Origin of the sequence: Eikenella halliae, from assembly GCF_001648475.1 — a bacterium.
GTDB classification, from domain to species: Bacteria; Pseudomonadota; Gammaproteobacteria; order Burkholderiales; family Neisseriaceae; genus Eikenella; species Eikenella halliae.
This window is the reverse complement of the sequence record NZ_LXSQ01000028.1, coordinates 1-17586: the sequence shown is the minus strand read 5'-3', so window position 1 is coordinate 17586 and position 17586 is coordinate 1. Positions and strand designations below refer to the sequence as shown.

Here is a 17586-nt window from a genome sequence, read left to right as displayed (position 1 = left end):
ACCCTCATCCCGCATTGCTATGCTTGCCGCGCTTAATTTCAGGTAGCCTGAAAACTGGCCGGAGGAAGGCTACCTGAAAACGCCATGCGGCGGGTTTGGCGGGGCGGAAACCGTTACCGCCCCAAAATCGCATCCAAAGCCTCGCGGCTGGTGGGGCTGAATACGTTGAGCGCGCCGGAGAGGAGCAGCGTGCCGGGGGCGGGGTCGTCGCGGCCGGGGGGCGGGGTGCGGCAGGCGAGGGTGCAGTCGAACACGCCCATGTTGGTGGCGTTGTCTTGCCAGGATAGGTTGATTTGTACGTCGAGCACGATGCCGACAGGGATTTCAGGTAGCCCGAAGGTGAGCTTGCGGGTGCCGAGCAGAAAGCCGAGCTGCACGGGGCGGCCGGCATCCAGCGCGTGCGCGCCTGCCCATGCGCCCACGCCTTGCGCCATGATTTCGAGGCCGAGCCAGCCGGGCAGGGCGTTTGTGCCGTCGGGGAGCAGGATGCAGTCGGGCCGGATGGTGCAGACGGCGTACAGGTTGTTGTCGTCGTAGGATAAAACTTCGTCCAGCAGCACCATGCGGCCGCTGTGTGGCAAGAGGGCGGCGGGTTGTTTAATCGGGCATTGGGGCATGTTCTTCTCCGATGATGAGGACGCTGTTGTTGCCGCCGAAGGCAAACGACGAACTCGCGCCGATGCGCCGCCCTTGCGGCCACCGGTTGCCTGAAACGGTGAGCGCGATTGAGGGCAGTTCGGGGTCGGCTTGACCGTCCCACAGTTGGGGCGGCAGGCTGCCTTCGGGGTTGTCGCGGCGGCTGGCGATGCCCCATACGAAGGCGGCTTCGAGCGCGCCGGCTGCGCCGAGGGTGTGGCCGGTAAGCGGTTTGGTGGAAGTGGCGGCGGTGTGGCTGCCGAACACTTCGGCCACGGCGCGGCTTTCCATGCCGTCGTTGAGCAGCGTGCCGGTGCCGTGCAGGTTGATCCAGCCGATTTGTGCGGGCGCAAGGGCGGCGTGTTTTAAGGCAGCCTGAAAAGCCTGCGTCGCGCCGAGTCCGTCGGGGCGCGGGGACGACATATGATGGGCGTCGCTGCTGGCGCCGTAGCCCAAGAGCGGCAGGCTCTCGCCGTCGTCTTCGCGGGTCATCACGAACACGGCGGCGGCTTCGCCGATGTTGATGCCGTTGCGGTTGCGCGAAAACGGGTTGGCAATGCCGTCTGAAAGTACTTCCAGCGAGGCGAAACCGTTGATAGTGAGCGGCGAGAGCGTGTCCACGCCGCCGCACAACACAGCATCGCACACGCCCAGCCGCAGCAGCCGTGCCGCACTGATGAGCGCCCGCGCGCCGGAGGTACAGGCGGTGGACACGCCGTAACACGCGCCCCGCAGGCCGTACGTCGCCGCGGCAAAATCGGCGGGCGAGGAAAGCAGTTGCGCCTGCTGTTTGAACGGAATGTCCGCCCAGCCGCCGCCGTCGGCAACATGTTGGAACAGCGGGATATTTTCATCCGCGCCGCCTACCGACGTGCCGATGACCACGCCGATTCTGTCCGCGCCGTAGCGGCTGAGGGCTGCCTGAATCTGCGGCTCGATTTGCGCCAAAGCGTCCCACAGCAATTGATTGTTGCGGCTGCGGTGTTCGGCGGGCAGATTGTCGGGAAATGCCCGCAACGGCCGGTTTACCGCGCCGAAGGCACGGTTTTTGCCCTTCACCCATTCGCTGGAAAACGTGAGCGGGCTGTTTTCAGACGGCCTCAACAGACCATCCAAATGCTCCGCCAAACCGCTGCCCAAAGCCGACACCAAACCCGGCCGGCCGAGGTATGCCCGTGCCTTATTCATCATTCTCTCCCAAAGGCGTCAGCCGCCATTTCGCCCCGCCGCCTTCCAACTCGCGCGGCCGGCCGTCTGAAAAACCGTTTTCCAACAGCGGGAACATCGCCGTGAACACCGCCTGCGCGGCATGGTTCGGCGGCACAAAGCCGTCGCGCCGCCAGCCGCCCGGCGTGGCCAGCAAACGCGCCAGCGGCGCACCGAACGCATCGGTTTGAATCCAACGCGACTGCTCACCCGCCTCGCCCTGCACCACCAACAGCGACACCTGATCCGCCGTGCCGGTTTCATCCAGCCGCTCCAGCTTGAAACGGCGGCTCTCGCCCGCCGCCAAATGCGGCAAATCCTGCGGCGCGAAAGTGGCACCGCAGGCGGCAAGCAGCAGCGCGGCCAAAAGGGGGGTGAGGAATTTCGGCAAAGTCATGTTCAGGTAGCCTTTCGGGGCGGGAAGAAAGGCGGGATTATAGACGAAGCCGGGCGCGGCTGCTTGGAAAGCAAAGATTGGGCTGTCTGGTACGAAAAAACTGCTGCATGAGGTAGGGCTACACCCAAACCCGCGCCTGGTATGAAAAAGCCGCTGCCTAAAGTGATGATTTTGCCCAAATCAAGCTAGGCTTAATTGTATGAACAAGGCCGGGGCATACCGCGCGATCTCGTGAAAGCCTTGGCTTTGTATCAGCAAGCCGCCAGCCTCGACCATGTAGGGGCGAAAACCAAACTGCGGCAGCTGATTAAATAACGGGCAGGCTGCCCCATGCCCGAAAGGCTACCTGAAAAACGTGCGTTATATTTTTCAGGTAGCCTCAACGCTGAAGGCTACCTGAAACTTTCCGCTTCGTTGAAGCTCAAGTTTTCAGGTAGCCTTTTCCCATTCTGCCACCGCCGCCTAACGTTCCTCCAGCCCGGCCAAAATTGCGCAATCGGGGCAGTCGTCTCCCGTGCAATGAGCGGATAAGATCAAAATAGGAAAAGGCGGTGAGCCACGATAACGCTTCTGTTCATTCGCTATATTTCAGCCATTCAATTCAAAAAGGCTACCTGAAAATTTTCAGGTAGCCTTTCTTTGGGTAAGTCCTTATTGCGGCGGCAAGGTTTGATTGCCGCTGTGTTTGCGGTGGTACAGCAACCAATACAGCACGGCGCAGGCGGCAAACCAGATGGGCATGCACATCAGCCCCAGCCGGGTATCGGCATCGCGCGAGAAGAGCACCAGCACGAAGACGAGGAAGGCGAGGCACAGCCACACCATAGCAGTGCCGCCGGGCAGCTTATAGATGGATTTTTCGTGCAGATGCGGGCGGGTTTTGCGATATTTGAGGTAGGCCAGCAGGATAATCGCCCACACGAAAATGAAGCCGATGCTGGAGAGGGTGGTGACCACGGTGAACATGGCCATGATGTCGCCCTCCTGATACAGCAGGAATACGGCCACGATGAGGTAGAGGCAGGAATAGAGCAGGCCGGTGGCGGGCACGCCGTTACGGTTGAGGCGGGCAAACATGCGCGGCGCCACGCCGGCTTCGGAGAGGCCGTAGAGCATACGGCCGGTGGAGAACATGCCGCCGTTGGCGGAAGAGAGGGCGGAAGTGAGCACCACCAAGTTCACCAAACCTGCGGCAATCGGGATGCCGATAAGGGTGAACATGTTCACGAATGGGCTTTTGGCAGGGTCGATTTCGCTCCACGGCGTTACCGTCATGATCACGCCCAGCGCCAGCACATAAAACACGATAATGCGGACGGGGATGCGGTTGATGGCTTTGGGCAGGTTGGTTTCCGGGTCTTTGGTTTCCGCTGCCGCCGTGCCGACCAATTCAATGCCGACAAAGGCAAATACGGCGATTTGGAAGGCGGAGAAGAAGCCGCCGATGCCGTTCGGGAAGAAGCCGCCTTTGTTCCACAAGTGCGCAAACGAAGCCTTTTCGCCGGAAGAGGGGTCGATAAATCCGGTGAACACCAAGAACAGACCAACCACCACCAGCAGCAAAATGGCGATGATTTTAATCAATGCAAACCAAAATTCCATTTCGCCGAACAGTTTCACCGTGAGCAGGTTCATGCCCGCCATCACCACGATACAGAAAAGCCCGGGCAGCCACAGCGGCACATCCGGCCACCAAAACTGCGTATAGCCCGTAATGGCGATGATGTCGGCCATGCCGATAACGACCCAGCAGAACCAGTATGTCCAGCCCACAAAGAAACCGGCGGCCGGGCCGAGCAAATCGTGGGTGAAATCGGTGAAGGATTTATATTCCAAGTTCGAAAGCAGCAGCTCGCCCATGGCGCGCATGATGAAAAACAGGAAAGCGCCGATGATGATGTAGGTGAGGATAACGGAGGGGCCGGCCAGATGGATGGTTTTGCCCGAACCCATAAACAGGCCGGTGCCGATGGCGCCGCCGATGGCGATGAGTTGCAGGTGGCGGTTTTTCAGGTTGCGTTGCAGGCTATGCGGGGTTTCTTGGTTGGTGCTCATGGTATTCCTTTGTACTTCCTATTGCAGATGAAATGTGAACTTCATCTGCTCTAATTTAATCGGCCGCCGAAACATTTCGGCAGCCCGGAACGGAATATAACCCAGCAAATGGCGCGCAGGCAACTGATTTCTATGAATAATATTAGGTTATTGCCGTTTAAAAACCCTTTCCAAGCCGTTTTTCGGCATGTATTTCCCCTAAAAAATATAATTTTGCATGAAAAATGCCGACCAAAACCGCTGGTCGGCAGGAATTTTCAATGCTTGGATCAATTCGTTAAGCAATCCGTTTGAGTAAATCCAGCAAAATGCGCCAGCACTCTTCCACGGTATCAATCTGCACCCGCTCTTTGGGCGAGTGCGCGCCTTTGATGGTGGGGCCGAAGGAAATCATTTCGGTGTGCGGCAGGTGTTTCTGCATCAGGCCGCATTCCAGGCCGGCGTGTACCACTTCGATTTGCGGCTGCTGCCCGCGCACGGCGACGAAGGATTCGATGGTTTTCTGCAGCAAGGCAGACGACATATGCGGCTCCCAGCCGGTGTAGTCCTGATCGGTGTGCAGCGCAGCGCCGGAGAGGCGGGCGATTGAGCCGAGCAGGCGGCAGAAGTCGTCTTTCGGCCGTTCGCGCAGCGAACGCAGCAGCATGGAGGCGGTAAATTTGCCGTCTTTCGTGTGCACCACGCTTAGGCAGTTGGAAGTGTCCACCACGCCGTCGAACTCTTCACTCCATTTGAGCACGCCGCTGGGAACGGCCACGAGCAAATCAATCATGCGGCGGCTCTCGGCATGGCCGGCGGCCTGTGCGCCCTGGCCGATCGGGGCTACCTGAATCGCCAGTTTGTCGGCAAACTTGCCCAATTCGTTTTGCGTTTCGGCACGCACGGTGTCGGCCAGTTCGGTCAGCGCGCCGATAAATGCCTGGGGCAGCACGATTTCGGCTTCTGCCTCGGAAGGAATCACGTTGCGCAACGCACCGCTGTGGAAGGCGGCCAGCCGCCAGCCGCTTTCTTCCGGCAGGCGTGCCAACAGGTCGGCCAACACCTTGATGGCGTTGCCGTGGCCGCGGTGAATATCGATACCGGAATGCCCGCCCAACAAGCCGGACACGGTAATGCGCACATGCTGCCCGTCGGCGGCTTCGGCGGCGAAAGGCAGGCTCAAATCGGCATCACGCCCGCCCGCGCAGCCCACATACACGCAACCGGCTTCTTCGGTATCCAAGTTGATCAAATAGCGGCCTTGCAGTAAGTCGCCACGCATTTGGCGCGCGCCGTCCATGCCGATTTCTTCTTCCACCGTGAGCAGCACTTCCAAGGGCGGGTGTTCGATATCGTCGGCAAAAGCCACGGCCAAGCCCATGGCCGAACCGAGGCCGTTATCCGCGCCCAGCGTGGTTTGCGTGGCGTACACCCAGCCGTCGATGATTTGCGGCCGGATGGGGTCGGTGGCGAAATTGTGCGGCGAATCGGGAGTTTTTTGCGCCACCATATCGATGTGCCCCTGCAAAATCACGCCGGGCTTATCGGCCATGCCCGCACCCTGCGCCGGCTTGCGGATATAAATATTGCCTTTTTCGTCTTGCTGCACCGCCAGGCCTTTTTCCTTGGCGCGGGCAACAATCATTTCGGCCAGCGCGGCTTCTTGATAAGTGGGGTGCGGAATGGCGCAAATATCGGCAAACCACTGCCAAACGGCTTGCGGCTGCAAAGAATGAAGCGGATTCATGAGGTCTCCTTTGGGAATGATAGGGCTACCTGAAAATGTAGCTAAAGCAAAAGCCGATACCGTTTGGCAAACGCATCGGCGCGAATAAACGGCCTGAGTTTAAACCCGCATCGCACAGTAGGCAAGCCGGGGAAATGCCTTGAGCAACCTACTTATCGGCCTTCTTGCCAAAGTTTCCCAAAGGCTTACGATTCCGGCATGAAACATGGAAACTTCATCGCCGCAGGCGACAGCGAATTTCAATGCTCCGAGCGGGCGGATGGTTTGAATGTTCAAGCAGTGTTTCAGGTAGCCTATTTTTATCGTGCCGCTATGGGCTTTTGGTATAATCGCCCCGTTTTCCCGGCTGCGCCGAATATAGAGTGAACGAGCATAAGAATGCTACTGCGTCGGCTCGTCTTGCCCATTCCGACTTCAACCCACTATATGTGCAGCCGCCCTATTCAACATTTTGTTTGCGAAGCCTTCACCATGCCCGGTTCTTCTGCCCAGCTGCGTTTGAAAAGCGTCAATTTCATCGGTATGGCCGTGCTGTTCGGCGTGTCCTGCTATTTCATCTATTGGGGGCTGGGCTATATCCAACACCACCATTCCGCGCTGTTCGTGCTCGCCGCACTGTTCGGCATCTTTATGGCGTTCAACATCGGCGGCAACGATGTGGCCAACTCCTTCGGCACTTCGGTGGGCGCCGGCACGCTGAGCATCCCGCAAGCGCTGGCCGTGGCAGCAGTGTTTGAAGTGAGCGGCGCAATGCTGGCCGGCGGCGGCGTAACCGACACCATCCGCAACGGCATTGTGGATTTGGGCGGCATGGCGCTGGAGCCGGTGCAGTTTGTTTACATCATGATGGCCGCGCTGGCCGCCGCCTCGCTGTGGCTGCTGTTTGCCTCGCAAAAAGGCCTGCCGGTATCCACCACACATTCCATCATCGGCGGCATCGTGGGCGCGGCGCTGGTTTTGGGCTTTTACAACAGCGGCCTGGCCGGTTTGAACATGGTGCGCTGGGAAAAAATCGGCGAAATTGCCATTTCCTGGGTGCTCTCGCCGCTCTTGGGCGGGGTCACTTCCTATTTGGTGTTTAAAAACATCAAAACCTATATCCTGGGCTACAACGTGGCCTCCAACCGCCATGTGCAGCGCCTGCGCAAGCAGAAATTGGCCTACAAAAAAGAGCACAAAACGCGCTTCGAGCAGATGAGCGAATTGCAGCAGATGGCCTACACCGCCACCATCGTTCGCGACGCCCAGCTTTACAACGAAGGCAACTACCGGCCTGAAGAGCTGGCGTCCGACTATTATCGCGGCCTGCACGAAATCGACTGCCGCAAAGACGAAATCAACGCCTTCCGCGCCCTCCGCCTGTGGGTGCCGCTGGCGGGCGCGGTGGGCGGCATGGTGATGGCCGCGATGCTGCTGTTTAAAGGCCTGAAACACCTCAACTTGGGCCTGAGCACGCTGGATAACCTATTAATCGTCGGCATGGTGGGCGCGGTATTGTGGATGGGCACGTTTGCCTACGCCCGCACCCTGAGAACCGGCGCCAACCTCGACCGCGCCACCTTCATCATGTTCAGCTGGCTGCAAGTATTCACCGCCTGCTGCTTTGCCTTCAGCCACGGCTCGAACGACATCGCCAACGCCATCGGCCCGTTTGCCGCCATCATGGACGTGCTGCGCAGCGGCACCATCGGCAGCAGCGGCGACATTCCGACAATCACCATGCTCACCTTCGGCGTGTCGCTGGTGGTGGGGCTGTGGTTTATCGGGCGGGAAGTGATTGCCACCGTGGGCGAAAACCTGGCCAAAATGCACCCCTCCTCCGGCTTCGTGGCCGAGCTCTCCGCCGCCACCGTCGTGATGCTGGCCTCCGCGCTGGGGCTGCCCGTATCCAGCACCCACATCCTCGTAGGCGCCGTACTCGGCATTGGGCTGGTCAACCGCAATGCCAACTGGCGGCTGATGAAGCCGATTGCCTTGGCCTGGGTCATCACCGTGCCGGCCGCCGGCCTGCTGGCTTCGATTTGCTTTATCATTCTGAACGCAATTTTCTGATTATAGTGGATTAAATTTAAATCAGGACAAGGCGGCGAGCCGAAGACAGTACACACGTTACGGCAAGGCGAGGCAACGCTGTACTGGTTTTTGTTAATTCGCTATAAAGGCTACCTGAAAACAGCTGCCGCCGGTTTCAGGTAGCCTTTTTTGCAGCCATCGAAACGGATTTGAGGCTACCTGAAAGCGATGTCTCGGCAAAGACAAGGCCAAGCTTCTGCGAAGCTAAAACGCAAGCTTCAACGCAGTTCAAACGAGGCTCTGGCGCAACCAAAGTGAAATTCCGGCGAAGCTAAAATTTTCAGGTAGCCTTCAACGTTCCAGCCGTCCGCAACCGCATTATTCGGTACAATACCGCATCTTCATTTCCAACCGCTCCCACCATGAACACTTCCCCCCTTATCGCCCTGTGCGCAGGCGAGGCCTCGGGCGACTTGCTCGGCGCGCACCTGATTGAGGCCGTCCGCGCGCGCTGCCCGCAGGCGCGGTTTACCGGCATCGGCGGCCCGCGTATGCAGGTGGCGGGGCTAAAAAGCCTGTTCAACCAAGAAACGCTGGCGGTGCGCGGCTATGTGGAGGTGCTGAAAAACCTGCCCTCGATTTGGCGCATCCGCAAGGGCTTGATTGCCGAAATGAAACGGCAGCGGCCAGACGTATTCGTGGGCATCGACGCGCCGGATTTCAATCTGGGCGTGGCTGCCACGCTCAAGGCCGTGGGCATCCCCACGCTGCATTATGTGAGCCCTTCGGTGTGGGCGTGGCGGCGCGAGCGGGTGCATAAAATCGTGCAGCAGGCAGATGAAGTGCTGTGCCTGTTCCCGATGGAGCCGGAGCTATACCAACAAGCCGGCGGGCGGGCGCGATTTGTGGGGCACCCGTTGGCGCAAACCCTGCCCCTGGAAGCCGATCGCGCCGCCGCCCGCCGCGAGTTGGGGCTACCTGAAACACAGCCCGTATTCGCCCTGCTGCCCGGCAGCCGCGTGAGCGAAATCGACTATATGGCACCGCTGTTTCTGCAAGCCGCTCAGCTGGTGCGGCAACAAATTCCCGAGGCGCAGTTCCTGCTGCCCTACGCCACCGAAGCCTCCCGCACGCGCCTGCAAAGTCTGCTCGCCGCCGAGCCGTATTGCCGCCTGCCCTTGCAACTGCTCCCGGGCGGCACGGCGCAAGCCTGCACGGCGGCCGATGCGGTGCTGGTTACCAGCGGCACGGCCACGCTGGAAGTGGCACTGTGCAAACGGCCGATGGTAATCAGCTACAAAATCTCGCCGCTCACCTATGCGCTGGTGAAGCACAAAATCAAAGTGCCCTATGTGGGGCTGCCCAACGTGCTGCTCGGCCGCGCCGCCGTGCCGGAGCTGCTGCAGCACGATGCCGAGCCGGAAAAGCTGGCCGCCGCGCTGCTGGATTGGTATCGCTCGCCGGAGAAAACCGCCGCGCTGCAGCAGGATTTCACCGAGCTTCACCATTTATTGCTCAAAGACACCGCCGCCGAAGCCGCAGCGGCTGTATTGGCCTCCGCGGGGGCAAACCCATGATTTGGCAGGCCGGCGTGGACGAAGCCGGACGCGGGCCTTTGGTCGGCAACGTGTTTGCCGCCGCCGTAGTGCTGCCGGACAAATACGATTTGCCGGGGCTTACCGACTCGAAAAAACTGAGCGAACGCCGCCGCGACGAATTGGCGGTGTTGATTAAACAGCAGGCGCTGGCCTGGTGCGTGGCCACCACCTCGGTGGAAGAAATCGACCGGCTCAACATCCTGCACGCCACCATGCTGGCCATGCGTCGCGCCGTACACGGGCTGGAAAGGCTACCTGAAAAAGCGTGGATAGACGGCAACCGCGTGCCGCCCGATTTGGGCTGCGAGGCCGAAGCCGTGATCAAAGGCGACAGCAAAATCATCCAGATTTCCGCCGCCTCCGTGCTGGCCAAAACCGCGCGCGACGCGGAAATGTATGCCCTGGCCGAACGCTACCCGCAATACGGCTTCGAGCGGCACAAAGGCTACGGCACCGCCGAACACCTCGCCGCCCTGCAGCGCCACGGCGCCCTGCCCGAACACCGCCGCAGTTTTGCTCCGGTGCGGGAAATCTTGGCGCAGGGGCGGCTGTTTGAGTGAATCAGGTTGGCGTCCGCAGAAACTGAGCTTTGCCCTTGCCAAAGCATCGCTTTAGCTTCGCAGAAGCTCAGCCTTGGCTTCGCCAAGACATCGCTTTCAGGTAGCCTGCTGGGCAGAACAGCCAAATTACGCAAACAAAATTAATCAAACCATGCAGGCCAATAGCCTTTAGGTGACGCACAAACTTGACAAGCTCCGCCAAGGCGCGTATAGTTCGCCTTCCCTGACGCGGGGTGGAGCAGCATGGTAGCTCGTCGGGCTCATAACCCGAAGGTCGTAGGTTCAAATCCTGCCCCCGCAACCAATTTCAAACCTCTCGGCAAGTTGCCGGGAGGTTTTTCATTCCGGCAATTTTATGCCCGCACATTCTCAAAAAGTGAAACAATGTGGCACAATTCGGTCTTGCGCCGGCAATCTGTTGGAATTTTACCAATCCTAACATAACCAAACCCTGCTGTTTCGGCGGCCGGGTTTTATTGTTGCATCAAGTTTCCTGTAGAATAGTTATTCAACGTTAAGAGCCAAACAGCCGCATGATTCTGCCGGGCAGCAAACCGTGGGAAGCAGATGTTTGGCCATACGGCATCATGTTTCAGGTAGCCCCTTCACAAGGCTACCTGAAAATATGCCCGTTAATCGATAAACAGCTTTTCCTTCAACCGAATACATCATGACAACCCGCCATTTCTCCCGCCTAGCCCTGTTGCTGGCCACCACTTTCTCCGCCCAGGCCTGGGCTTCCGGCTACCATTTCGGCACTCAATCCGTGAGCAGCCAATCCACGGCCAACTCTTCCTCCGCCGAAGCCGCCGATCCTTCCACCCTGTTCCACAACCCGGCCGGCCTCACCCAACTCGAAGGCACGCAGGTCAGCATCAACGTCAACCTTGTTGCGCCCAGCGTGAAATACAGCGATGCCGAAGCCTACTACCCCGGCACCAACCAACTCGTACAAGGCGCTACTTCCGGCAACATCCGCCCGAAAAGCCTGGTGGTTGCGCCGCATTTTTATGTGTCGCACCGCCTAAACGACAGCCTTGCCCTCGGCTTGGGCATGTACGTTCCCTTCGGCTCCGGCACCGAATACCAGCATGATGCCGTGTTGCGCTACAACCTGAACGAGTTGAGCGTGAAAACCATCGCCATCCAGCCCACCATTGCCTATAAAATCAACGACCGGCATTCCGTTGCCCTCGGCCTGGTGGCGCAGCACACCACCGCCAATTTGCGCCAATATGCCAACTTCGGCGCCTTCCCCCCGCTGCGCCGCAACGGCTTTGCCGACGGCTATGCCAGCGTGGAAGGCAGCGATTGGGGCTTCGGCTACAACCTCGCCTGGCTGTGGGACGTGAACGACTCCCTGCGTTTGGGCGCAAACTACCGCTCCAAAGTCAGCCACAACCTGCGCGGCGATGCCGAATGGAAACTGGTGGGCGCGGCCTTCCAAACCCCGATGGGCGGCACACTTTCCAATGCCATCCGCGCCAACGGCTATGCCGAATCCGAAGCCGCCAACGTGCGCATCGTTACCCCCGAATTCCTCTCCCTGCACGGCATGTACAAACTCACGCCGCGCTGGTCGCTCTATGGCGACGCCACCTGGACGCGCCACTCCCGCTTCAACCGCGCCGAGCTGAATTTCGGCAATAGCAAAGCCGTGGCCAACCCGCAAACCGGCGGCCTTGCCCGCAGCAACCAAACCATCCTCACCCCCCAGTGGCGCAACACCTATAAACTCTCGCTCGGTGCGTCTTACCAAATCACCGACCCCCTGCAACTGCGCTTCGGTATCGCCTACGACCAATCCCCCGTACGCGGCGCCAACACCCGCATGAGCACCCTGCCCGATGCCGACCGCCTCTGGTTCTCCTTCGGCGGCAAATACGACATCAATCAGCAGCACAGCCTCAACCTCGCCTACAGCTATGTGCACGTGAAAAACACCTCCGCCAACGTAAACGGCTGGTGCGGCGGCACAGCCTCCGGCCCAGGCTCGCAAGCCTGCGTGTCCAGCCGCACCCACGGTTCGGCCAAATTCAGAAGCCGCTCCCATATCTTAGGCTTGCAGTACACTTACAAATTCTAATTCGATTCATGACAGCCAAAAGGCTACCTGAAAACATGGGCTTCAACGCAGTAAAACAAGCAAAGCGAATTGCTGCGAAGCCGATATTTTCAGGTAGCCTTCCGTATGTTTGCGCCTTATCCGGCCGGTATGGTTTGAGGCTGCCTGAAGCCGGGCAAGCCCAGCGTTCGTATCCGGCAATCTGTAGCGCCAGCCATCACATTGCCGTTTGTTTTTCAGGTAGCCTGCTGTATCCCCGAGGCTACCTGAAAACCCGGATTCAACACGGCAACCGTTTTTCAATCAGCCTGAACCCTCTTTCCCAAACACCGCCCCGAAGTAATCCGCCACTGCTCTTACGCTGGGGCTGCGGCGCACGTCTTCGTGCATCACCAAAAAGAGTTCCGCCGCAAATTCGGGCGGAGGTGCGTCCGGATTGGGCGAGACGGGATGCAGCCTGTCGGCAGGGAAAACAGCGAAATCAGGCAGGATACCGATGCCGATTTGTTCGCACACGGCTTGTTTGACAGCGGCGAAGTCGTTGCTGGCGAAGGAAATGTCGGCATCTTCGCCGATTTGTTCGGCAAACCAGCGGGAAAAACGGGTGTTTACGGCAATTTGTACAAAACGCCAGTTTTCGCGGCGGATGGTTTTCAGGTAGCCTTCATGGCCGTAGATGCGGTAGGAGAAATGGGCGATACGGCGCACGGCAAGGTCGTTTTGGGTGGGACGGACGAGGCGCAGAGCGATGTCGGCTTGGCGGTCGTGCAGGTCGGCGAGTGCGGCATCGCTTTGAATAATAAGGCGTATATCGTTGTGTTTGCGGTAGAAATCGGCAATGTGGGGCATCAGCAGGAGTCGGGCGACGAATGGCGGTGCGGAAATGACGACGCTGTGCCGCAGCTCGGCCTGTTCGCGCGCGGTACGCTGCAACATGCTCATATCTTTGCAGATTTCGCAGGCATGGCGGTAAAGCCGTTCGCCTTCGGGGGTGAGCAGGTAGCGTTTGCCGATGCGGTCAAACAGGCGCAGGCCGAGTGCGTTTTCCAGCTGGGCGATTTGCCGCGAAACGGTGCTGTGCTGCACGTCTAGGTGTTCGGCAGCGGCGGTAAGGGTTTGTTTTTCCACAAGGGTGGTGAAGTGGCGGATGCCGTTCCAGTCCCAATCCATTATTGCTTCCTTTGTGCATTTTTTGGCTGTGTTTGCCAATTTATCTTATTTTCGTGTTTTTATAAACGGTATAAACTGCACGATATGGATTTTTTGAGGGGAACGAGATGAAAAAACTGCCGAAAAAATACGCGGGCGTACTGTTTTCTTTTTACGCTTCGGCGGTGATGGTGCTGATTGTGAGCGCGGTGCTGGTGGCTCTGAATACCGGCATCGACGCGGGCTACCTGCAGCGCTTGTTGAAATCATATTTGATTACTTGGCCGGTGGCATTCGCCAGCCTGCTCGGCGTGCGGCCGTTGGTGGTGAAATGGGTGGCGGCTTCGGTGGCGGATTGAGGCTACCTGAAAACATGAATAAAGCAGTGACAACCCTAATTGCATCAAAGTGCAGGCTGCTTTCAGTTTCACAAAAGCTCCGCTTTTCATAGACAAACTAATATTGTTTTTAAATTTCAGACGGCTGAATACAGCCAAAAGCTCCTCTGAAAACCAGCCTTTATTTACCAACCTTGCAGACAGGAGACACACATGTCCGACAAACCCATTCTCTACGTTGTAACCAGCAATGCCGTTAAAGGTGCAAGCGGCCAGCCCACCGGCTTTTGGTTGTCCGAACTCACGCACCCCATGCACGAAACCGAAGCCGCCGGGCACCGAAGCGAAATCGCCGCCATCCGAGCCGGAGTCGCCCCCGTTGATGCCGACAGCCTGAATATGGATGACCCCGTGAACGCCCATTACTGGCAGCAAACTGACCTGCAACAACGTTTGCAAGCTGCGCCCGGGCTGGGCGGTCTGAACGGCGCGGACTATTCCGCCATTCTGTTTACCGGCGGCTACGGTACGATGTGGGATTTCCGCGAAAGCCTTGACGCGCAACGCCTTATCCGCGAAGTGTACGAAAACGGCGGTATCGTTGCCGCCGTCTGCCACGGCCCTGCCGCGCTGGTGGACGCGAAACTTTCTAATGGCGAATATCTGGTCAGCGGCAAAAACGTTGCCGCTTTCACCAACGCCGAAGAAGAAGCAACGGGCGGAGCTAAAATCGTCCCCTTCCTGCTGGAAACCGCGCTCGTTGAACACGGCGCAAAACACCATGCCGCGCCGAACTGGGCGGAAAACGTGGTGGTGGACGGCCGCCTGATTACCGGTCAAAACCCGGCATCCGCCAAAGGCGTAGGGGTGGCGTTGGCAAAGGCATTGGGTTGATGAAGTATTGAAAAAAGCAGCCTGCACTTTGGAAATGGAAGTGCAGGCTGCTTTCAGGTAGCCTTTTCCGCAGCCGGACTACGGCGCGAGCCGCTCTTTAATCCACTTATCGCCTTCTAGGCGGTATTGGATGCGGTCGTGCAGGCGGCTGGGGCGGCCTTGCCAGAATTCCACCCGGTCGGGAATCAGCAGGTAGCCGCCCCAATGCGGCGGGCGCGGTACGTGCAGGGGGTGTTTCACGGCTTCGGCTGCGGCGCGTGCCACGATGATGCTTTTGCCGGCAATCACGCTGCTCTGCTCGCTGGCCCATGCGCCCAGGCGGCTGGTGTAGGGGCGGCTGGCGAAATATTCGTCTGAAGATTTGGCATCCAGTTTTTCCACCCGCCCTTCGGCGCGCACCTGCCGCTCCAGCTCCGGCCAGAAAAAGGTGAGCGCGGCAAACGGATGTGCCGCCAGCGCTCGGCCTTTGCGGCTTTGGTAGTTGGAGAAAAACACAAAACCCCGGTCGTTCACCTCTTTCAACAGCAGGATGCGGCTGTTGGGCCGGCCGGCCTCATCCACCGTGGCCACGCTCATGGCGGTGGGCTCTTTGGCGGCGGAATGGATGGCTTCGTTCAGCCATTTTTCAAATTGCGGCAGCGGCGTATCGGCACAATCGGCCTTGGAAAGCTCCTGCTTGCTGTAGTCTTCGCGGATATCGTGCAAATCCATCGGTTTCTCCTTTCTCAAATTGCTAACTGATAAACACTATCATCTTGAAGTTATTAAAAGATTTTATTCACCATCCGGTGCGGTTTGGCTATAATAGCGCAGTTTCGGTTTTTGGGATAATCCGCCATGCAGCTTACCGCCATCGGCTTGAATCACCAAACCGCTCCGTTGAGCATACGCGAGCGGTTGGCTTTTGCTGCCGCCGCGCTGCCTGAAGCATTGCGTGAGCTGGTGGGCAGCCGCACGGCTGAAGAAGCCGTAATTTTGTCCACCTGCAACCGCACCGAACTCTATTGCGTGGGCGAGCCGGACGATATTGTGCGCTGGCTGGCCGACTACCGCAAGATTCCCAACAGCACGCTGGAACCCTATCTCTACCGCTACCAAACCGAAGCGGCCGTGCGCCATGCTTTCCGCGTATCCTGCGGGCTCGACAGCATGGTGCTGGGCGAGCCGCAGATTCTCGGTCAAATCAAAAACGCCGTGCGCGTGGCGCAGGAGCAGCAAACGGTGGCTTCCACCCTGCATGCCCTGTTCCAAAAAACCTTCGCCATTGCCAAAGAAGTGCGCACCAGCACGGCGGTGGGCGAAAATTCGGTGAGCATGGCCGCCGCCGCCGTGAAAATGGCCGCCCGCATTTTCCCCGACATCGGCGAATTGAATATTTTATTCGTGGGCGCGGGCGAGATGATTGAATTGGTGGCCACCCATTTCGCCGCCAAATCGCCGCGCGGCATCACCGTGGCCAACCGCACCGCCGAGCGCGCGCAGGAATTGTGCAACAAATTGGCCGCGCCCGCCGCCGCCTGCCCCTTGAGCGAACTGCCGCAGCGGCTGCACCAATACGACGTGATTGTGTCTTCCACCGCCAGCCAGCTGCCGATTATCGGCAAAGGCATGGTGGAACGCGCCCTGCGCGAACGCCGCCACCGCCCCGTTTTCCTGCTCGATTTGGCCGTGCCGCGCGATATCGAAGCCGAAGTGGCCGATTTGGGCGATGCCTATCTTTATACGGTAGACGACATGATGCAGGTGGTGAGCAGCGGCCAGGCCGCCCGGCAGCGCGCCGCCGCCGAAGCCGAGCAGATGGTCAACGCCAAAGTGGCCGAATTCATGAGCTGGCAGCGCCGCCGCCAAAGCGTGCCGCTGATCCGCGCCCTGCGCGACGAAGGCGAACGCGCCCGCCGGCAAGTGCTGGACAACGCCACCCGCCTGCTGGCCAAAGGCGTGCCCGCCGAAGAGGTGCTCGAGCGGCTTTCCGTACAGCTCACCAACAAACTCCTGCATGCGCCCACCAGCGCGCTTTCCAAAGTAGACAACCAAACCGCCCACCTCACCGAGGCCTTGGTGCAGGTGTACGGGCTGGACAAACCGCGCCCTTGAAGTGCTTGTTGCCGGAAGAAGGAGAGGCTACCTGAAAGTTTCAGGTAGCCTTTTGTGAAGGCTGTCTGGCTGCTTTATTGATATGATTGATTAAAATCGCAACCCTGCCGCGTTGCCTCGCCTTGGCGCCTTCCCTGTTCGTCTTGCCGCCCGCCGCCTTATTTTGAGTTACCCTTGATGGAGCAGCGCTATGCCGTACCAATTATTGGATGTGGTCGAACTGATTAAAGACCTTCCCGAACAGCGCCTGCGGGCAGGCATGCGCGGCGCGGTTGTGGACAGATATGGGAATGATGAATACGAAGTCGAATTTGTGGGCGGGAGCGGCGAAACTTTAGCCCTGCTCGCCTTAAACGGGAAATCGGATTTAAAAAGGGCAGCCGTTTCAGAGAGCTTGCCCGAAAACCCAAACGAGGCCGCACCGGTTGTTGGCACAGCCAGGCAAGAGGCTACCTGAAATTTTCAGGTAGCCTTTTTCATAAGCATCAAGGCCGGATGATTGCCTCCAATCCGCCATTGCCAATCAAATAGCACTGATGCAAGGCTGCAGACTGTACGGCTACAGCAAGCGCCAATACGGTGGGAATTGCGGCCGCTCCGTTTATTTAAAAAAGGGGCTGACGTAGATTAGTAGTTATGCTAGGCTACGAAAATGCAGATAACCAATTGTAAATTAAGCAAGAGAGTTCAAAATAAACTGCTTGAATTTTTCGTACTCCAAGTTACCGCCCGTTCCGCTGCCGATATTTTGGGCATTCAGCCCAACTCCGCTATTCTGTTTTACCGTAAAATCCGCATGGTCATCAGCCATCATTTGGCCTTGGCTGCCGATGAGGTTTTCGAGGGCCCCGTCGA

Annotated in this window: 19 protein-coding genes, 1 tRNA gene and 1 pseudogene; 13 read left to right on the top strand and 8 right to left on the bottom strand. The window is 58.6% G+C overall.

The window, feature by feature from the left end:
• Nucleotides 1-4: 4 nt before the first annotated feature.
• Genes A7Q00_RS14200 through A7Q00_RS10945 form a run of 4 tightly spaced genes read right to left on the bottom strand, consistent with a single transcriptional unit; the run spans nucleotide 5 to nucleotide 2239 of the window.
• On the bottom strand, nucleotides 5-133 hold the full coding sequence (locus tag A7Q00_RS14200; protein ID WP_281179014.1) for a hypothetical protein: 129 nt from the start codon (nucleotides 131-133) through the stop codon (nucleotides 5-7).
• On the bottom strand, nucleotides 114-617 hold the full coding sequence (locus A7Q00_RS10955) for a hotdog family protein (protein ID WP_064090573.1): 504 nt from the start codon (nucleotides 615-617) through the stop codon (nucleotides 114-116). The genes A7Q00_RS14200 and A7Q00_RS10955 overlap by 20 nt, the downstream gene beginning before the upstream one ends.
• On the bottom strand, nucleotides 598-1824 hold the full coding sequence (locus tag A7Q00_RS10950; protein ID WP_064090572.1) for a beta-ketoacyl-ACP synthase: 1227 nt from the start codon (nucleotides 1822-1824) through the stop codon (nucleotides 598-600). Before A7Q00_RS10950 ends, A7Q00_RS10955 begins: the two co-directional genes overlap by 20 nt.
• Nucleotides 1817-2239 carry a hypothetical protein gene (locus A7Q00_RS10945; protein ID WP_064090571.1) on the bottom strand — a complete coding sequence of 141 codons (423 nt, stop codon included), beginning with the start codon at nucleotides 2237-2239 and terminating at the stop codon, nucleotides 1817-1819. The genes A7Q00_RS10950 and A7Q00_RS10945 overlap by 8 nt, the downstream gene beginning before the upstream one ends.
• 195 nt (nucleotides 2240-2434) lie before the next feature.
• On the opposite strand from A7Q00_RS10945, the gene A7Q00_RS13755 reads away from it, so the two are divergent.
• Together A7Q00_RS13755 and A7Q00_RS13750 are read left to right on the top strand one after the other, a co-directional pair.
• Nucleotides 2435-2554 (top strand): SEL1-like repeat protein, encoded by a 120-nt coding sequence (locus A7Q00_RS13755; RefSeq protein WP_156503816.1) that lies wholly within the window; start codon nucleotides 2435-2437, stop codon nucleotides 2552-2554.
• Between the two features lie 15 nt (nucleotides 2555-2569).
• Nucleotides 2570-2770, top strand: coding sequence for a hypothetical protein (locus A7Q00_RS13750; RefSeq protein ID WP_156503815.1), 201 nt, complete (start codon nucleotides 2570-2572; stop codon nucleotides 2768-2770).
• A gap of 120 nt (nucleotides 2771-2890) precedes the next feature.
• Here the strand turns inward: A7Q00_RS13750 and A7Q00_RS10940 are convergent, their stop codons facing one another.
• On the bottom strand, nucleotides 2891-4294 hold the full coding sequence (locus tag A7Q00_RS10940; protein WP_064090570.1) for an amino acid permease: 1404 nt from the start codon (nucleotides 4292-4294) through the stop codon (nucleotides 2891-2893).
• Nucleotides 4295-4571: 277 nt separating this feature from the next.
• Nucleotides 4572-6020: an aminoacyl-histidine dipeptidase gene (locus A7Q00_RS10935; protein ID WP_064090569.1), complete on the bottom strand. Its 1449-nt coding sequence runs from the start codon at nucleotides 6018-6020 to the stop codon at nucleotides 4572-4574.
• Between the two features lie 198 nt (nucleotides 6021-6218).
• Between A7Q00_RS10935 and A7Q00_RS13745 the strand changes: the two genes are divergently transcribed.
• The 6 genes from A7Q00_RS13745 (at nucleotide 6219) to A7Q00_RS10910 (ending at nucleotide 12277) form a co-directional block, all read left to right on the top strand.
• A complete protein-coding gene (locus A7Q00_RS13745) occupies nucleotides 6219-6386 on the top strand; it encodes a hypothetical protein (protein ID WP_156503814.1) in 168 nt (55 codons plus the stop codon).
• A 105-nt stretch (nucleotides 6387-6491) separates the two neighbouring features.
• Nucleotides 6492-8072: an inorganic phosphate transporter gene (locus tag A7Q00_RS10930; protein ID WP_064090686.1), complete on the top strand. Its 1581-nt coding sequence runs from the start codon at nucleotides 6492-6494 to the stop codon at nucleotides 8070-8072.
• A gap of 383 nt (nucleotides 8073-8455) precedes the next feature.
• Nucleotides 8456-9610 (top strand): lipid-A-disaccharide synthase, encoded by a 1155-nt coding sequence (lpxB, locus tag A7Q00_RS10925; RefSeq protein ID WP_064090568.1) that lies wholly within the window; start codon nucleotides 8456-8458, stop codon nucleotides 9608-9610.
• Nucleotides 9607-10191, top strand: a complete 585-nt coding sequence (gene rnhB, locus A7Q00_RS10920) for a ribonuclease HII (RefSeq protein WP_064090567.1) — start codon at nucleotides 9607-9609, stop codon at nucleotides 10189-10191. The genes lpxB and rnhB overlap by 4 nt, the downstream gene beginning before the upstream one ends.
• 227 nt (nucleotides 10192-10418) lie before the next feature.
• Nucleotides 10419-10495 (top strand) — tRNA-Met (locus A7Q00_RS10915).
• 366 nt (nucleotides 10496-10861) lie between these two features.
• Nucleotides 10862-12277 (top strand): OmpP1/FadL family transporter, encoded by a 1416-nt coding sequence (locus A7Q00_RS10910; protein WP_064090566.1) that lies wholly within the window; start codon nucleotides 10862-10864, stop codon nucleotides 12275-12277.
• A gap of 282 nt (nucleotides 12278-12559) precedes the next feature.
• Here the strand turns inward: A7Q00_RS10910 and A7Q00_RS10905 are convergent, their stop codons facing one another.
• The gene (locus A7Q00_RS10905) at nucleotides 12560-13426 is read right to left on the bottom strand and encodes a LysR family transcriptional regulator (RefSeq protein WP_064090565.1); all 867 of its coding nucleotides are present in this window, start codon (nucleotides 13424-13426) and stop codon (nucleotides 12560-12562) included.
• A gap of 107 nt (nucleotides 13427-13533) precedes the next feature.
• On the opposite strand from A7Q00_RS10905, the gene A7Q00_RS10900 reads away from it, so the two are divergent.
• Nucleotides 13534-13764 carry a DUF2798 domain-containing protein gene (locus A7Q00_RS10900; protein WP_003784226.1) on the top strand — a complete coding sequence of 77 codons (231 nt, stop codon included), beginning with the start codon at nucleotides 13534-13536 and terminating at the stop codon, nucleotides 13762-13764.
• A gap of 192 nt (nucleotides 13765-13956) precedes the next feature.
• Nucleotides 13957-14637: a type 1 glutamine amidotransferase domain-containing protein gene (locus A7Q00_RS10895; RefSeq protein WP_003778834.1), complete on the top strand. Its 681-nt coding sequence runs from the start codon at nucleotides 13957-13959 to the stop codon at nucleotides 14635-14637.
• A 78-nt stretch (nucleotides 14638-14715) separates the two neighbouring features.
• Here the strand turns inward: A7Q00_RS10895 and pdxH are convergent, their stop codons facing one another.
• A complete protein-coding gene (gene pdxH / locus A7Q00_RS10890) occupies nucleotides 14716-15348 on the bottom strand; it encodes a pyridoxamine 5'-phosphate oxidase (protein WP_064090564.1) in 633 nt (210 codons plus the stop codon).
• 126 nt (nucleotides 15349-15474) lie between these two features.
• On the opposite strand from pdxH, the gene hemA reads away from it, so the two are divergent.
• From hemA to A7Q00_RS13065, 3 genes and pseudogenes are all read left to right on the top strand, one after another.
• Nucleotides 15475-16731 carry a glutamyl-tRNA reductase gene (hemA, locus tag A7Q00_RS10885; protein ID WP_064090563.1) on the top strand — a complete coding sequence of 419 codons (1257 nt, stop codon included), beginning with the start codon at nucleotides 15475-15477 and terminating at the stop codon, nucleotides 16729-16731.
• A 190-nt stretch (nucleotides 16732-16921) separates the two neighbouring features.
• Nucleotides 16922-17188, top strand: a complete 267-nt coding sequence (locus tag A7Q00_RS10880; protein ID WP_064090562.1) for a DUF4926 domain-containing protein — start codon at nucleotides 16922-16924, stop codon at nucleotides 17186-17188.
• A gap of 195 nt (nucleotides 17189-17383) precedes the next feature.
• Nucleotides 17384-17586 (top strand): annotated as a pseudogene (locus A7Q00_RS13065) (IS1595 family transposase); the annotation flags it as partial.

Bases quoted from the DNA above. Each gene is read 5' to 3' on its own strand.
- A7Q00_RS14200 (WP_281179014.1), bottom strand. From the start codon at position 133: ATGCGATTTTGGGGCGGTAACGGTTTCCGCCCCGCCAAACCCGCCGCA.
- A7Q00_RS10955 (WP_064090573.1), bottom strand. From the start codon at position 617: ATGCCCCAATGCCCGATTAAACAACCCGCCGCCCTCTTGCCACACAGC.
- A7Q00_RS10950 (WP_064090572.1), bottom strand. From the start codon at position 1,824: ATGAATAAGGCACGGGCATACCTCGGCCGGCCGGGTTTGGTGTCGGCT.
- A7Q00_RS10945 (WP_064090571.1), bottom strand. From the start codon at position 2,239: ATGACTTTGCCGAAATTCCTCACCCCCCTTTTGGCCGCGCTGCTGCTT.
- A7Q00_RS13750 (WP_156503815.1), top strand. From the start codon at position 2,570: ATGCCCGAAAGGCTACCTGAAAAACGTGCGTTATATTTTTCAGGTAGC.
- A7Q00_RS10940 (WP_064090570.1), bottom strand. From the start codon at position 4,294: ATGAGCACCAACCAAGAAACCCCGCATAGCCTGCAACGCAACCTGAAA.
- A7Q00_RS10935 (WP_064090569.1), bottom strand. From the start codon at position 6,020: ATGAATCCGCTTCATTCTTTGCAGCCGCAAGCCGTTTGGCAGTGGTTT.
- A7Q00_RS13745 (WP_156503814.1), top strand. From the start codon at position 6,219: ATGAAACATGGAAACTTCATCGCCGCAGGCGACAGCGAATTTCAATGC.
- A7Q00_RS10930 (WP_064090686.1), top strand. From the start codon at position 6,492: ATGCCCGGTTCTTCTGCCCAGCTGCGTTTGAAAAGCGTCAATTTCATC.
- lpxB (WP_064090568.1), top strand. From the start codon at position 8,456: ATGAACACTTCCCCCCTTATCGCCCTGTGCGCAGGCGAGGCCTCGGGC.
- rnhB (WP_064090567.1), top strand. From the start codon at position 9,607: ATGATTTGGCAGGCCGGCGTGGACGAAGCCGGACGCGGGCCTTTGGTC.
- A7Q00_RS10910 (WP_064090566.1), top strand. From the start codon at position 10,862: ATGACAACCCGCCATTTCTCCCGCCTAGCCCTGTTGCTGGCCACCACT.
- A7Q00_RS10905 (WP_064090565.1), bottom strand. From the start codon at position 13,426: ATGGATTGGGACTGGAACGGCATCCGCCACTTCACCACCCTTGTGGAA.
- A7Q00_RS10900 (WP_003784226.1), top strand. From the start codon at position 13,534: ATGAAAAAACTGCCGAAAAAATACGCGGGCGTACTGTTTTCTTTTTAC.
- A7Q00_RS10895 (WP_003778834.1), top strand. From the start codon at position 13,957: ATGTCCGACAAACCCATTCTCTACGTTGTAACCAGCAATGCCGTTAAA.
- pdxH (WP_064090564.1), bottom strand. From the start codon at position 15,348: ATGGATTTGCACGATATCCGCGAAGACTACAGCAAGCAGGAGCTTTCC.
- hemA (WP_064090563.1), top strand. From the start codon at position 15,475: ATGCAGCTTACCGCCATCGGCTTGAATCACCAAACCGCTCCGTTGAGC.
- A7Q00_RS10880 (WP_064090562.1), top strand. From the start codon at position 16,922: ATGCCGTACCAATTATTGGATGTGGTCGAACTGATTAAAGACCTTCCC.